At 61.5% G+C, this 14,951-nt stretch carries 12 protein-coding genes; 7 read left to right on the top strand and 5 right to left on the bottom strand.

Features of this window, described 5'->3' with window-relative positions; translation table 11 throughout:
• Positions 1-19: 19 nt before the first annotated feature.
• Positions 20-2,503: an acyl-CoA dehydrogenase gene (locus OF122_RS04175; protein WP_264226569.1), complete on the bottom strand. Its 2,484-nt coding sequence runs from the start codon at positions 2,501-2,503 to the stop codon at positions 20-22.
• A gap of 436 nt (positions 2,504-2,939) precedes the next feature.
• Between OF122_RS04175 and OF122_RS04170 the strand changes: the two genes are divergently transcribed.
• Positions 2,940-4,652 (top strand): long-chain-fatty-acid--CoA ligase, encoded by a 1,713-nt coding sequence (locus tag OF122_RS04170; RefSeq protein WP_264226568.1) that lies wholly within the window; start codon positions 2,940-2,942, stop codon positions 4,650-4,652.
• Positions 4,653-4,656: 4 nt separating this feature from the next.
• Complete coding sequence (locus tag OF122_RS04165) at positions 4,657-5,073, top strand: MerR family DNA-binding protein (RefSeq protein WP_264226567.1); 417 nt, start codon at positions 4,657-4,659, stop codon at positions 5,071-5,073.
• Between the two features lie 27 nt (positions 5,074-5,100).
• Here OF122_RS04165 and amaB read toward each other — a convergent pair whose 3' ends face one another.
• From amaB to OF122_RS04150, 3 genes are all read right to left on the bottom strand, one after another.
• Positions 5,101-6,594: an L-piperidine-6-carboxylate dehydrogenase gene (gene amaB / locus OF122_RS04160; protein ID WP_264226566.1), complete on the bottom strand. Its 1,494-nt coding sequence runs from the start codon at positions 6,592-6,594 to the stop codon at positions 5,101-5,103.
• Positions 6,595-6,712: 118 nt separating this feature from the next.
• Positions 6,713-7,495 (bottom strand): DUF1365 domain-containing protein, encoded by a 783-nt coding sequence (locus tag OF122_RS04155; protein WP_264226565.1) that lies wholly within the window; start codon positions 7,493-7,495, stop codon positions 6,713-6,715.
• The gene (locus tag OF122_RS04150) at positions 7,492-8,847 is read right to left on the bottom strand and encodes an NAD(P)/FAD-dependent oxidoreductase (protein WP_264226564.1); all 1,356 of its coding nucleotides are present in this window, start codon (positions 8,845-8,847) and stop codon (positions 7,492-7,494) included. The genes OF122_RS04155 and OF122_RS04150 overlap by 4 nt, the downstream gene beginning before the upstream one ends.
• Before the next feature lie 240 nt (positions 8,848-9,087).
• Here OF122_RS04150 and OF122_RS04145 point away from each other — a divergent pair, with 240 nt between their 5' ends.
• The 4 genes from OF122_RS04145 to OF122_RS04130 all read left to right on the top strand — a co-directional run bounded on the left by OF122_RS04145 (position 9,088) and on the right by OF122_RS04130 (position 12,559).
• Positions 9,088-9,663, top strand: a complete 576-nt coding sequence (locus OF122_RS04145; protein ID WP_264227602.1) for a sigma-70 family RNA polymerase sigma factor — start codon at positions 9,088-9,090, stop codon at positions 9,661-9,663.
• Positions 9,660-10,319: a ChrR family anti-sigma-E factor gene (locus OF122_RS04140; RefSeq protein ID WP_264226563.1), complete on the top strand. Its 660-nt coding sequence runs from the start codon at positions 9,660-9,662 to the stop codon at positions 10,317-10,319. The genes OF122_RS04145 and OF122_RS04140 overlap by 4 nt, the downstream gene beginning before the upstream one ends.
• Positions 10,320-10,327: 8 nt before the next feature.
• Complete coding sequence (locus tag OF122_RS04135) at positions 10,328-10,735, top strand: DUF2177 family protein (protein WP_264226562.1); 408 nt, start codon at positions 10,328-10,330, stop codon at positions 10,733-10,735.
• A 360-nt stretch (positions 10,736-11,095) separates the two neighbouring features.
• Positions 11,096-12,559, top strand: a complete 1,464-nt coding sequence (locus tag OF122_RS04130; RefSeq protein WP_264226561.1) for a mannitol dehydrogenase family protein — start codon at positions 11,096-11,098, stop codon at positions 12,557-12,559.
• A gap of 1 nt (position 12,560) precedes the next feature.
• Here the strand turns inward: OF122_RS04130 and OF122_RS04125 are convergent, their stop codons facing one another.
• On the bottom strand, positions 12,561-13,295 hold the full coding sequence (locus tag OF122_RS04125) for a GntR family transcriptional regulator (RefSeq protein WP_264226560.1): 735 nt from the start codon (positions 13,293-13,295) through the stop codon (positions 12,561-12,563).
• A 135-nt stretch (positions 13,296-13,430) separates the two neighbouring features.
• Here OF122_RS04125 and uxaC point away from each other — a divergent pair, with 135 nt between their 5' ends.
• Complete coding sequence (uxaC, locus tag OF122_RS04120) at positions 13,431-14,843, top strand: glucuronate isomerase (protein WP_264226559.1); 1,413 nt, start codon at positions 13,431-13,433, stop codon at positions 14,841-14,843.
• The last annotated feature ends 108 nt before the right edge of the window (positions 14,844-14,951 follow it).

Genomic DNA, 14,951 nt, shown 5'->3' with positions numbered 1-14,951 from the left:
TAGGAAGTTCCGCAACCGCCTATTCGGCGGCCGCGGTATAATCACTTTCCGGCTTGTGCGCAGGCCGGGCCAACGCGTCCGCAGCAAAATCATCCACCTTGATGACCCTGTCGGTGGCTTCGTCCGCCACACGCATGATCTTTGCTTCCTCCGCACTCAAGATACCCTTGGAGACTGCGTCTTCAATGGCGTCCCGATCAAGACGACGATCGATCTCACCCTTCTTGATGGCCCGGAAGAACTTCTTTTCGATCTCGGCCGCCGCTTCGACCTTGACCAGCGCGTCCTCGAGCATGCCCGTACGGTCGGCCGGATCGAAGGTCAGATAGATGCCCCGCGTCAGCCGGTCACGGAAAGTCGACTGGCCCAGCACCGAACGTGCAAGCCGGTAATTCTCCCGGTCGCGCGAGGGCCGTGCGCGGCGTCCAAGCGGAAAGATCAACACGCCCAGCGCGAATTTGAGGAACGGGTTGGGAAAGTTGTCGATAACTTCGCCCAGGCCCTTCTCGATTCCGGCGATCCGGTCGCGTGCAATCGCATTGATCACCGCGACATCCTCAGGCATCCGCCCGTCATCCTCATAGCGCTTGAGCGCCGTGGACAGCAGGTAAAGGTCCGAGAACACGTCCGCCATGCGACCCGAGAGCATCTGCTTGCGTTTCAGATCGCCGCCCAGAAAGGCCACGGTCCAGTCGCCCGCCAGCGCAAAGCTTTGCGAATAGCGGTGCAGTGCACGGTACCAGCCCTTGAGCTCGTGCTCGACCGGGCTCGAGGCAAACCGCCCGAAGGTCAGATTGTGCCACCACGAAGCGGTAATGTTGCGCAGCATGAACCCGATATGGCCCGAAAACGCCGCATCGAAATCTTTGAGCCCCTGGCGCTTGTCGGGATTCTGGGCCGATTGCACTTCCTTGAGCAGATAGGGATGCGCCCGCAGCGCACCCTGGGCAAAGGTGATCAGCGTCCGCGTCAGGATGTTGGCGCCTTCCACGGTGATCGCTACCGGAATGGTCTGATAGCCCGCAAACAGATAGTTGGACGGCCCATCCTGCACGGCGCGCCCGCCATGAATGTCCATGGCATCGTCGACCCGTCCGCGCATTTCCTCTGTCGTGCGGTATTTGAGCGCCGCCGAAATCACCGCCGGCTTTTGCCCGTCATCGACGATTGCCGCCGTCATGGCGCGCGAGGCCTCGAACTGATAGGCCGATTTGACAAGCCGTGCCATGCCTTCACCGACCCCTTCCATCATGCCGATGGAGATGCCGAACTGGCGGCGGATACGCGCATAGGCCGATGTGGTGCGCAAGGCTGCCTTGATCGAAACCGTGCCGATGGCGGGCAGAGAGATCGCGCGGCCCGTCGCAAGACATTCCATGAGCATCCGCCAACCCTGCCCGGCATATTCGGTGCCCCCGATCAGGAACTCCATGGGCACGAAAACATCCTTGCCCGAAGTCGGCCCGTTCATGAAGGCCGAGCGCGCCGGCAGATGCCGCCGCCCGATCACTACGCCGGGATAATCAGCGGGGACCAGCGCCAGCGTGATGCCCACGTCCTCGCCCTTGCCCAGATGATTGTCGGGGTCATAGAGGTTGAACGCCACGCCCAGCAGCGTCGCCACCGGGGCGAGCGTAATATAGCGCTTGTCCCAGGAGAGGCGCACGCCAAGGACCTGCTTGCCCTCGTATTCGCCATAGGTCACTACGCCCACATCGCGCATGCCCGCCGCGTCCGATCCTGCATGCGCCCCGGTCAGCGCAAAGCACGGCACCTCCTCGCCCTTGGCGAGACGATGGAGATATTTGCCCTGCTGTTCGGGCGTGCCGTATTTTTCGAGCAGTTCACCCGGCCCGAGCGAATTGGGCACCATCACGGTGATCCCCGCGGCAATCGAGCGCGAGGCGATCTTGGAGACAACCTGGCTTTGCGCCTGGGCTGAAAAGCCCAGTCCCCCATGCTCCTTGCCGATCAGCATGCCAAGGAAACCCTTGTCCTTGAGGAACTGCCAGACTTCCGGCGGCATATCCATGCGGTTGTTGCGCGTGTCCCAATCGTCGATCATCGCGCAGACGTCTTCGCACGGCCCGTCGATAAAGGCCTGTTCTTCCTCGGTTAGGTCGGGCTTGCGGATTTCGAGCAGTTTATCCCAGTCCGGGAGACCTGAGAAAATTTCGGCGTCCCAACCCACGGTGCCAGCGTCCAGCGCTTCCTGTTCGGTCCGCGAAATGCGCGGCAGGATGGATTTGACCATCGAGTAAGCCGGGCCGGTCAGAACCGCTTGCCGGATGGCGGGAATGGCCAGAAGGCCCAGAATGATGGCCGGCAACAAGGCCAGCACCCATCCGATCACACTGGTCGAAAGCGCCAGCCCCTCATCGGGCCGCAGCATGGCGAGAACCCCGATGGCCGCAGCGGCCACCGCCCATTGCCATATCGGCGACTGACGGATCGCCAGAACGAAAAACGCAACGATGCTAATCGCGACAAGTGCCAAAACCATAAGGCGGCCTCCCCTGACCTGAAGTGCCCAGGCTACAACCCGGCGCACCCGAAAATCGACGTCGGAACCTCGTGAAACCGGCTTTTCTTCCGAGTTCGGGCTCCGGTCGCGCCATCTGCGACGCGCCTGAAATCAGATAAAGCATACACCTGTGGACGTAAACGTCAACCTGATGCCTCTAGGGTCATTTGCTCCAGTACACTCAATCCCAGACATGTTGGCAACATCACGCCTCACTTTAAAACGCTTTCGCTACGGATTCGTTTCAAGACATCGATACCACTGGCCAGCCACAGCCTCACCAATACCCCTCCGATCCGCCAGAGGCTCTACTGGGTAAGAAGCCTTGCCCTGCGTGCGCTGTTTGACGCTAACGTCATCCCATGACATAATTTCACGACAAGATCGGACACAAGATCCGCTGGAGGAGAGAACAATGAACAAGCAAGTCAGCGCCCCCCATCCTTGGGTCACAGCCTATCCCGAGGGTATCGAATGGGACACGGCCATCGACACGACCCCGGTGCACGAGCAACTCCTGGCATCCTGCGCCAAGATGGGCGATGCCACGGCCCTCGACTTTCTGGGCGCCACCACATCCTTCCGGCGGCTGGGCGAGCAGGTCAATGCCCTGGCCGGCGCGCTGCAATCCGAACTCGGGGTCAAAAAGGGTGATCGGGTTGCGCTCCTGATGCCCAACACGCCGTTTTACGTGATCTCCTATTTTGCCGTGCTGCGCATCGGCGCCACTGTCGTCAACTGCAACCCGCTCTATTCCCTGAGCGAGCTCAGCCACATCGTGTCCAATTCCGGCGCAACCGTTCTCATCACCCTCGATCTCAAGGCCACCTTCCCCAAAGCCGAAAAGCTGGTCGGCGAAGGCCATGTCAAAAAGCTCGTCGTCGCCCATTTCCCAGATGCCCTGCCGGGACTGAAAAAGATTCTCTTTTCGCTGTTCAAGGCCAACGACATCGTCAAGACCGCCAATTCGCCGGCCGCCCCTTCCATCATCTCGTTTGAAGAACTGATCACCAAGGGCAAGATCCCCACTTCGGTCCAGATCGATCCTGAAAAGGATGTCGCCGTCCAGCAATACACCGGCGGCACGACAGGCATCCCCAAGGGCGCCATGCTCAGCCACGCCAATATCGCCGCCAATATGAGCCAGATCGACAAATGGGGCTGCGGGATATTCTATCCGCCCTCAAAGATTGTCGCCGTCCTGCCGTTCTTCCATATCTTTGCGATGACCGTGTGCATGAACGTGCCGCTGTGCTCGGGCGCCCAGGTCGTCATGCTCCCGCGCTTTGAAATGAAGGCTTTTCTGTCCCTCATGAAGCGAACCAGACCCAACGTCCTCCCCACCGTCCCCACCTTGCTGCACGCGCTTGCCACCAAGGATATTGCGACCGCCGAAATCCTTGCGCCCATTGAGGTGGCGATTTCGGGCGGCGCGGGGCTTCCCAGCGAAACCCGCGAAGCCTTCGGCAAAAAGTCCGATGCCATTCTCGCCGAAGGTTATGGTCTGACCGAGGCCTCGCCGGTCGTCACCTGCGCGGCTTTGCGTGTACCCTCCAAACCCGGATCGATCGGCCTGCCTCTTCCGGCCACCGACGTGCGCTTTGTCGATCTCGAAGATCCCGAACAGGAAGTCCCCCAGGGCGAACGTGGAGAACTCGTGCTCAAGGGCCCCCAGGTCATGCTCGGCTATTTCGACAACCCCGAAGCGACCAAGTCCGCCTTCACCGCCAACGGCTATCTGCGCACCGCCGATGTCGGCTATATCGATGAGGATGGCTATGTCTTCCTAGTCGACCGCATCAAGGACCTCATCATCTGCTCGGGTTTCAACGTCTATCCGCGAGCCATCGAGGATGCGATCTACCAGCACCCTGCCGTGGACGAAACCAATGTGATCGGGGTAAAGGACGAATATCGCGGCGAAGCACCGGTCGCCTACGTAAAGCTCAAGGACGGACAATCGTTGACCGAAGGCGGCCTCAAGGACTTCCTCAAGGACCGCCTCTCCAAGCTCGAAATGCCTCGCGAGATCATTTTCCGCGACGAGTTGCCCAAAACCATGATCGGCAAGCTCTCAAAGAACGATCTGCGCGAGGATTACGAAAAAAATGTCAAAGCCGGGGAATAGCACCTTGAACAAGCACGATGCCGACAAACGCGATCTGTTCGCTATCACCGATCTGGCAAACGAGTTCGGCATTTCCACCCGCGCCATACGGTTTTACGAAACCAAGGGGCTTTTGAAACCCGATCGCCTGGGCTCGACGCGTGTGTTTCGGCGGCGGGACCGCGCCCGGCTGATCCTGATCCTGCGCGGCAAGAGGCTGGGGTTCACCCTGCGCGACATCTCCGAATATCTCAGCCTCTACGATGCCGACAGCACCCGCACCGCCCAGGTCAAGCTGCTCATCGAAAAGGTCGATGAGCGCCTCGGCCTTCTGCGCGCCCAACTCGCCGATCTCGAAACCACGATCTCCGAACTGACCGAAATCCGCCAGCTTGCCGACGACCGCTTGCGCAATGCCACCGCTGAGGGCGAGACGGCGTAAAGCCGGCCGCCCCCGGCGTGACAGGTTCTAGATGTCGAACTTGATCCCCTGCGCCAGTGGCAGCTCGCGCGAATAATTGACCGTGTTGGTCTGGCGCCGCATATAGGCTTTCCAGGCGTCCGACCCGCTTTCGCGTCCGCCCCCGGTTTCCTTTTCCCCACCAAATGCACCGCCGATCTCGGCCCCCGAAGGCCCGATATTGACGTTGGCGATACCGCAATCGGATCCGGCCGCCGAAAGGAAGGTTTCGGTCTCGCGCACATCGGTCGAAAAAATGCAGCTCGAAAGCCCCTGCGGCACATCGTTCTGCAGCGCAATCGCTTCTTCGAGCGTCCTGTAGGTCAGGACATAAAGGATCGGCGCGAAGGTCTCGTGTTTGACGATGGCTGTCTGCTCGACCATCTCGACAATCGCCGGACGCACATAATGCCCGCCCGCGACACCCTCGACCCGCTCCCCGCCGGTCACCCTGCCGCCTTCGGCCTTCGCTTTTTCCAGCGCATGCTGCATGCCGTCAAAAGCTGCCTTGTCAATCAGCGGCCCAACCAGAACGCCCGGCTCCAGGGGGCTGCCGATCGGCAACTTGCCATAAACGCTCTTGAGTTTTTCAACCAGCTGGTCGCGCACATCCTCATGCACGATCAGCCGCCGCAGGCTGGTGCAGCGCTGCCCGCAGGTTCCCACGGCGGAAAAGACGATCGCCCGCACCGCATTGTCGAGGTCCGCCGACGGCGCCACGATCATGGCATTGTTCCCGCCCAGCTCCAGAATGGTCTTGCCGAACCGCTCTGCGACCTTGGGCCCCACGATCTTGCCCATCCGCGTCGATCCGGTCGCCGAAATCAGCGGCACGTCTTTCGAAGCAGTCAGCGCCTCGCCCACATCGGCCCCGCCGATCGCCACCTGCAGCAATCCCTCGGGCGCATCTCCGAACCTGGCCGCGGCTTTGTCGAAAATCTTCTTGACCGCCAGGGCTGTCAGCGGCGTCTTTTCCGAGGGCTTCCAGATCGTGGTATTGCCGCACACCGTCGCCAGCGCGAAATTCCACGCAAACACCGCGACGGGAAAATTGAATGCCGAAATCACCCCCGTCACCCCCAACGGGTGCCAGGTCTCGCGCATGGAATGACCGGGACGTTCCGAGGCGATGGTCAGCCCGAACAATTGCCGCGATTGGCCCACCGCCAGATCGCAAATATCGATCATCTCCTGGACTTCCCCCAGTCCCTCCTGAAAAATCTTGCCGGCCTCAAGGGACACAAGCTTGCCCAGGGCGTCCTTTGCGTTGCGCAATTCCTCTCCGAACAGCCGGATCAATTCCCCCCGGCGCGGCGCCGGCACCAGCTTCCAGTCGGCAAATGCCGATTTGGCCGTACCGATCATCTTTTCGACATCTGCGCCCGAATGGGTCGCAACCTCCCCGATCAGCGCGCCATCGACAGGTGAATGCACCTTGAGCGCCCCGCCGGTCAGATCGGCGGCATCCAGCATAGCGGCTGAAAGAATGTCGGCATGGGACATGAATGTTTCCTCTTTGCATGATGTTCGACCTTCAAGGGTCGATTTGCATCAAGCTTAAAGGAAGCACCGCTTGGGTCAAAACGCCGATTGGTGATGGATCGATGAGCGGCGCTGATGCCTATTCGGCCGGCGCGGTTCCGATCACCGAATGGGAAATCTTTTCGCGCGCCTTTTCGTGCATGAACACCGGATTGCCCTTGAGCCAGAGCCTGAGCGCCTCCCAATGGATGCCGCCCATGATTTTCAGCGTCATCAGCGGATAGCGCAACAGCGCGCGCCCCAGGCTCCTGTCGCTCAGTTCCTCGCGCTTGCCGGTGAACGCCGCATAGAGCAGCGCCCCTTCATTGTCGCTTTCATTGATGGCGATCTGGACCTTGTCGCTGGGCGGCGTGATCTTGAAGTCGTATTGTGCCTGCATGGGCACAAAGGGCGAAACGTAAAGTTCCTTGGCACACGATTGGCGCACCGCCCCCTCGGCGTGATCGCTCACCGGGATCACGTAGGTGTGCCGCTCGTAAAAGGTGTTGCAGACCTCATAAAGAATGGCCCGCACCCCTTGAGCATCCGAGCAGAAATAGACGGTGATGGGATTAAAGACATATCCGAAAATTCGCGGATAGCAGAGCATCTCGATCTTGAGGTCTTCGCCGGCGATCCCTGCATCGGCCAGCAACCGCTCGGCCCAGCGGCGCAGTCCGCCCGTCTCCCCGTCCCCGTGATCGGCATCGCGAAAGCTGAAGACCCCGAACCGGTTGTAGGAGAAAAGCCTGAGGGTTTTGTCCAGTGTCTCGAGCCGATCGAGATCGAGCAGCAGCGAAAAAACGCGATAGCGCAGCGTATGCGCGCGCGGCCTGTGCCGCACGTGCACAACGTCTCCTGCATAGATCGCGCCATCGCTCATTCGGCAGCCACCCTTTCGGTGTGTATATGGATACGGCCCGAGGCATTCTCCACCGCCCACGGACGCCGCACCCCGGCCATGTCTTCCGCCGCCGCAAGTCCGGCCTGCAACCCGTCTTCGTGAAACCCCGAGCCAAAATGCGCCCCGGCAAACCAGACCCCACCACGCCCTTGCAGGCGCCACAATTCCTTTTGCGCCGCCATCGCCGTCTGGTCGAACAGCGGATGGGTGTAATCGAACGTTTCAAAGATCGTTGCCGGATCGATCTCCCGGCTGGGGTTGAGCGTCACGAACAGGGGATGTTTCCTGTCGATATTCTGGAGCTTGTTCATCCAGTAGGTCACGCATAACGGGCTGTCGCCGTCCCATTTGCGCTCGCCTATATAGTTCCAGCTCGACCAGACCGATTTGCGCTTCGGCATCAGGCTGCAGTCGGTGTGCAGCACAGCCTTGTTGTGAGTGTATTCAAACGCCCCAAGCAATGCCCGCTCATCCTCATCGGCATCGGCGAGCATGGCCAGCGCCTGATCGGCATGGGTTGCGATCAGGACGTCGGTAAAGATGTCTTGGTGCCCGCGCGTATCGGTGATCGTCACGACGCCTGAATGCCGCTCGATCTGGCGGACCCCCGTCAAAAGCCGCACCGTTCCCTTGAACTCCGCCACGAGCCGCGAAACATATTCCCGGCTGCCGCCCTTCACCGTCCGCCAAAGCGGGCGGTTGTAAAGATCGAGCAATCCGTGATTGAGGAAAAATCGCACAAACGCCTGAACGGGATAGTTGCGGATATCGGTGGCAGAAGACGACCAGATCGCCGCTGCCATGGGCAGGATATGGTCCTGGATGTAGCTTTCCGAATACCCGTTCTTCGCCAGATAATCGGCCAGCCCCACCTGCGCGAGGCTGCCATCGGCCAGGATTTCACGGTGCGAGCGCGAAAATTTCACGATATCGGAGAGCATGCGCCAGAAACGCGGACGCACCACATTCGATTTCTGCCCGATCAGCCCCAGAGGGTCCGAGCAGTATTCAAACGCCCCGCCATCGATCGAGGCGCCGAACGACATCCACGAGAGCTCTGTCTGCACGCCCAGATGGTCAAACATCGCAACGAGGTTGGGATAGTTCGCTTCGTTGTAGACGATGAACCCCGTGTCGACCGGAATGGTCGTGCCGTCATAGTCGACATCGACAGTATTGGAATGCCCTCCGATCCGGGAATCGGCCTCATAGAGCGTCACGTCGTGGCTCTGGCTCATTAGCCAGGCCGCTGAAAGCCCCGAAATTCCGCTTCCGATCACGGCAATACGCCTGGTGCCTGTCGGTCCCTTGGGGCCAGCATCGAGATACATGGGTCGGCTTGTCCTTGTTTGGTTTGTACTAAGGTACGGGCCAGACCCCAATTCGGATGCACCTAGGGAGCAATTTTTCTTTCGCGCCCGGTGATCCGCCCCCTTTGCATTGCCGTAGATCGGTGCATGACGACAGTCCTTTCAATCGATCCGGCCACGTGCCAAACTCGAAAGCCCTTGGCGGCGCAGCGTGAGTATGCTGTGCGTCCGGCTCCCAGAGGAATTGCGCGTACCGACAAGATGGCTGTCGATCCCAGTGACAAAAAGGCGCTCAATATCGCGATGCGCCAGAAACTGTTTGCAGTCGCCACATCGCGCGACGTAGCCGCTTTTGAAGAACTGTTCCGCTATTACGGCCCCCGGGTGCGCGCCTACATGGCCAAGCTCTCCCGCGACGGACAGTTCGCTGAGGAATTGATGCAGGAAACAATGGTGGCGGTCTGGAACAAGGCCGCCCAATACAGCCCCGATAAGGGCAATGTCTCGACATGGATTTTCACGATCGCGCGCAACCAGCGCATCGACCATTGGCGCAAGGCCAATCGCCCCGATTTCGATCCCAACGATCCCGCCTTCGTTCCCGCCGAGATCAAGCCCGCCGACGCGGCATTCGATATGAACGAGGACGCCGACCGGCTCCATCGCGCCATGGAAACTCTGCCCCCCGAGCAGCTTGAGCTCTTAAGGCTCTCGTTCTTTGAGGAGGCTTCCCACGGCACGATCTCCGAAAAGCTCGGCCTGCCGCTGGGGACAGTCAAATCCCGCATCCGTCTGGCCTTCGCCAAGTTGCGCACCGCGCTGGAGGATCGCTCATGAGCATCGTCCACCATCTCGATGAAGACATCCTGCTCGATTATGCCGCCGGCACGCTCGCCGAGGGCTTTTCGCTCGCCGTCGCCACCCATTTGGCCATCTGCCCGGAGTGCCGTGAGCGCTACGCCATGATTGAGGGCGCGGGCGGCGAACTGCTCGACAGCATCGAACCGGCCCCCGACGCCGACGCCGGCTGGCAGGCGCTCAAGGCGCGCATCTCCAACGCGCCCTTACCCGCCGCAAAACCTGCCCGTCGTGGCACCTCCGGTGGATCGGCGCCGGTCCTGCCCGAACCCTTGCGCTCCTACGTAGGCTCGGACGTCGATGCCATCCGCTGGAAATCCATGCCTGGCGCCGCCCAGTTCATCATTCCCACCCGCGATGGCCGCGCGGTTGCGCGCCTCCTGCGCATTCCGGCCGGCAAGCCCGTCCCCGAACACACCCATCGCGGCATGGAAATGACCCTGGTCCTCTCGGGCGCCTTTGCCGATGAGGATGGAAAATTCGCGCGCGGTGACATCGAGATCGCCGATGGCAGCCTGACCCATCAGCCCGTCGCCACGAACGATGCCGATTGCATCTGCCTTGCCGTCACCGAAGCCCCACTCAAGTTCAAGAGCTGGGTCGTGCGTTTGTTCCAGCCCGTGCTGGGGATATGAGGGATCACATGCCTTACGTTGTTGCCTACATCGGAACGGCCATCGTCTTCTTCGCCATCGATTACATCTGGCTCTCGCGGGTCGCCTTCGGCTTTTACCGCGAACAGATCGGCCACGTTCTCCTCGACCAGCCCAATCTCGCCGCGGCAGGAGCGTTCTATCTCTTTTACATCGGCGGAATTGTTTACTTCGCCGTCGCCCCGGCCATGCAATCGGGCAACTGGACACAGGCCCTGATCGCCGGCGCAGTCCTCGGCCTTGTCGCCTACGGCACCTACGACATGACCAATCTCGCCACCATCCGGAACTGGTCGGTCTCCGTCACCATCATCGACATACTCTGGGGCGCCGCCCTCACCGGCACCGCCGCCACCGCCGGCTATTTCGCCACCCGTCTGCTCGGCACCGGCAATTAGGTTGAATCGACATTCAGGTTTTTTTGGCTGTGCCGCGCTGGTTTGAGGGGCCCCTTCGGCCGTAGGTCTCTGGGCGTTCGCGCGCTGCCAAAGCTCCCGAAGCTTGAAGCCCCGGGGTCCACTGGCCCTGCCACAATCGACAACCCATTTTAGGCACCACTGGTTGAATACCGATTGGTCTTGGCCGCCACCGACCGCCGGTCTTTCACAACGAGAGCGGTGATCGGGATAAATCCCGAACCCAGAGCCTGATCTTCACGCTTTACGGCACCCCTGCGTACGCCCCACGTCCGCAATTTCACACTTCCATACTAGTCTACAAGTTTCTATAACCACCCTTGCGACAGGTGGAGGAACCCGATGAACATGCGATTGTCAGCCAGCGCCAATGTCGGCCCCGATATCGAGCGCCCGGCCTACACCTCCCAGGACCATGCCACCGGCATCGTCCATATCGGCGTCGGTGCGTTCCATAAGGCCCACCAGGCCCTCTACACCGACACCGCCCTCGCCATAGGAGGCGGTGATTGGCGCATCCTCGGCGTCAGCCTGCGGTCCCCCGAAGCCGCTCACGCCCTCAATCCCCAGAATGGCCGTTATGTTCTTATCACCCGCGACCAGTCCGGTGACACTGCAAGGTTGGTCGCCAGCATTGACCGCGTGCTCGTCGCCCCCGACGATCCGGACGCGGTGATCGCGGCCATCGCCGACCCCGGAACCCGCATCGTCACCCTCACAATTACCGAAAAAGCCTACGGCATCGATCGGACCACCGGTGGCCTCGATCCAGCAAACGAAATCATCGCCCACGATCTCGCCCATCCCCGATCGCCCCGCGGCGCCATAGGCTTCCTCGTCGCCGGCCTGATCCGGCGCAAGCAAGCCGATGCCGGGCCGCTCACCATCCTGTGCTGCGACAACCTTCCGGAAAACGGCAGGATCGTCTCGCGCCTCGTCGCCGATTTCGCCGCCCGCACCGTCCCCGACCTCTTGGGTTGGATCGATGCGAACGTCCGCTTCCCCTCATCGATGGTCGACCGGATTACTCCCGCCACCACCGAGCGCACGCTGTCGGACGCCCAGGCCATGTCTGGCTTTGCCGATCACGCCGCCGTCGAAACCGAACCGTTCAGCCAATGGATCATTGAGGATGATTTCATCGCCGGTCGACCGGCCTGGGACGAGGCGGGAGCCCTGTTTGTCGACGATGTGGCGCCCTATGAACGTATGAAGCTCAGGCTCCTCAATGGCGCCCACTCCTTGATCGCCTATGCGGGCTTTCTTGCCGGCTGCGAAACGGTCGCCGACGCCATGGCCAATCGCGCCATCGCCCGGCTGGCCCGCGCCCAGATGGCTGCCGCAGCCAAAACGCTGTCACCGGTCCCCGGTATCGATCTCGAGACCTACCGCAACCAACTTGTCGCCCGCTTTTCCAACGGCGCCATTCGGCACCTGACCTATCAGATCGCCATGGATGGCACCGAAAAGCTCCCCCAGCGCATCCTCGCCCCGCTCGCCGATACTATGGCACAAGGCGGCGATCCCGCCCCCTTCGCCTTCACGCTCGCTGCCTGGATGCGTTACTGCCTGGGCCAAACCGAGGACGGCGCCCCCTACGATCTGCGCGACCCTCGCCAGACCATCATCGCACGAGCCATCAATAGATCAGATCGAACCCCCGACCGGCTCTACGACGCGCTCACGTCAGCGCTGGACATATTCCCCCAAAGCCTCGCCACCAGCCCATCCCTCCGTGGGCTGGTCATCGGCCATCTTCAAACGATGCTCAAAGACAAAATGATCGCTGCCCTTGATCGGGCCTAGCTCACGGAACGAACACATCCCTGTTCGACGCCGCAACGACGGGCAGCGAATTGAGGATTTCGCGCATATGCGTCCGCACCGCGTCAGCGGCCGCGTCGGGATCGTTGCGGGCGATGGCCGTGACCATGTCCCGATGTTGCGCGACGATGGTATCCACCGGTGTGGCGTCCGAAATCGCAAGGAACCGCACCCGATCCATCTGAACCTTGAGGTCTTCGACCACCCGCCAGGCATGTTCGCAATCGGCCAGCAGGGCGATTGCCCGATGCAGTGCATCGTCAAGCGCCAGGAACCGGCCCTGGTCGGGCCGATCGCCGCATGCGTCCTGTTCTTCGACAAGCGCGAACAGGGGCCGCACGCTTTCTCCGTTCGCCACCTCCGCCGCACGCCGCGCCACGGCAACCTCAATGGCCTCGCGGATAAAACGCGCATTTTCGACCTCGCGCCGGGAGATCAGTTGCACGAACGTCCCCCGCTGCGGACGGATTTCCACCAGCCCCATTTCCGAGAGCTTGATGAATGCCTCGCGCACCGGCTGCCGCGACACGCCCAGCTGACGGGCCAGTTCGGCCTCGGAAATCGGATGACCCGGCACAAGCTGGCCGCGCACGATCGCCTGTTTGATGGCCCGGAAAACCCTGTGGCCCATCGTCGCCTGCCGGGCCCCAGGAGCGCCGTCAGCCAGCGTGTCGAGCACGAAAATGCCTTCGGAGGCGGGTTCTTCAAGACTGGACAATCAGATCTCCTTATCCTCGATGACCACTGAGCCCATGGTGCAGGATCGGTCAAGCCCGGAAGCATTGACACATACATACTACCATACTAGCTGTGCATACGACCCATCAAATCTGACATGGTCAGGGAGCACATGATGACCGATACGATCCTGCATCCTGATCGCCTCTTTCCGCCCGATCCGGCCGTCCGCTCACTGGCTCGCTCGCTCTATGAGGACATCGCGAACCTGCCGATCGTCAGCCCCCACGGGCACACCGACCCGCAATGGTTCGCGCAAAACCAGCCGTTCTCGGACGCTGCGTCGCTGTTTCTGACACCGGATCACTATGTCCTGCGCCTGCTGCGCAGCCGAGGCATCGCCTATGACGCCCTGGGCGTGCCGCGCAAGGACGGCGCCCCGGTCGCCGACGCGCGCTCCGCCTGGCGCACGCTCTGCAATCACTGGAGGCTCTTTGCCGGAACGCCTTCCGAGCTCTGGCTTGCCCATTCGCTGTCGCGCTATTTCGGCATCGATCAACCCTTGAGTTCCCAAACGGCCGACCAGACATTCGACGCGATCAACGCGCGCCTTGCAGATCCGGCCCTGCGTCCCTTGGCCATCCTCGACGCAGCAAATGTCGAAGTCATCGCCACCACCGAATTTGCACTCGATGGCCTTGAGCATCACAAGGCCATCACGGCCAATGGCCTGGGCGCGCGTATCCGCACCACCTATCGTCCCGACGATATCACCGACCCCGATGCGGCAGGCTTCGCACAGAACCTGCAGCATCTGTCCGATCTTACCGGTGAAAATACCGCCTTGTGGTCCGGGCTCATCAAGGCACATGGCACCCGACGCGCCTTCTTCCGCGCTCACGGCGCCACCGCCACAGACCACGGCGTCCCCTCGGCCATGACCGCCGACCTTGCCGGGCACGAAAAGCAGGCCCTGCTCGACGGCGCGCTGGCCGGGACCCTCGATGCCGGCCAGGCCGAGCAGTTCCGCGCCCAGATGCTGACCGAGATGGCCGGGCTTTCCGCCGAGGACGGCATGGTCATGCAAATTCATGCCGGCTCGCACCGCGCCACTGATCCTTGGCTGCAAGCCACCCACGGGCGCAACCTCGGCGACGACATCCCGACGCGCACCAATTTCGTCGATGGGCTGGCAGCCCTTCTGGCGCGCTATGGCAACGCGAACAATTTCCGGCTGATCGCCTTCACGCTCGACGAATCCACCTATGCGCGCGAACTTGCCCCGATGGCGGGCTATTGGCCGGCGCTGATGGTCGGCCCGCCCTGGTGGTTCCACGACAGCCCCAACGGCATCCGCCGCTATCTCGATGCCATGCACGAAAGTGCGGGGTTCCATAACCTGGCCGGCTTCAATGACGACACTCGCGCCCTGCTCTCGATCCCGGCGCGGCACGACGTGTGGCGCCGTGAGATATCGGGGTTTCTCGCTGGTCTCGTAGCCCAGCATCGGATCACCCGCAGCACGGCCGCCGAAACCGCCCGATGGCTGGCCTATGACGCCGCCAAGTCGGCTTACCGCCTGCCATAGCCCCCGCCTTTTCCGGCTGGACCGTCACACGGGGCGGCGCTCCCGAAACCGCTGACTTGTCAGCCGTTTCCCGTCCCTCTTTATAATTTTACTTGCTGCTTTTCTGGT

Source organism: Pelagibacterium flavum (assembly GCF_025854335.1).
Classification (GTDB): domain Bacteria; phylum Pseudomonadota; class Alphaproteobacteria; order Rhizobiales; family Devosiaceae; genus Pelagibacterium; species Pelagibacterium flavum.
This window is presented reverse-complemented; position numbering and strand designations above follow the sequence as displayed.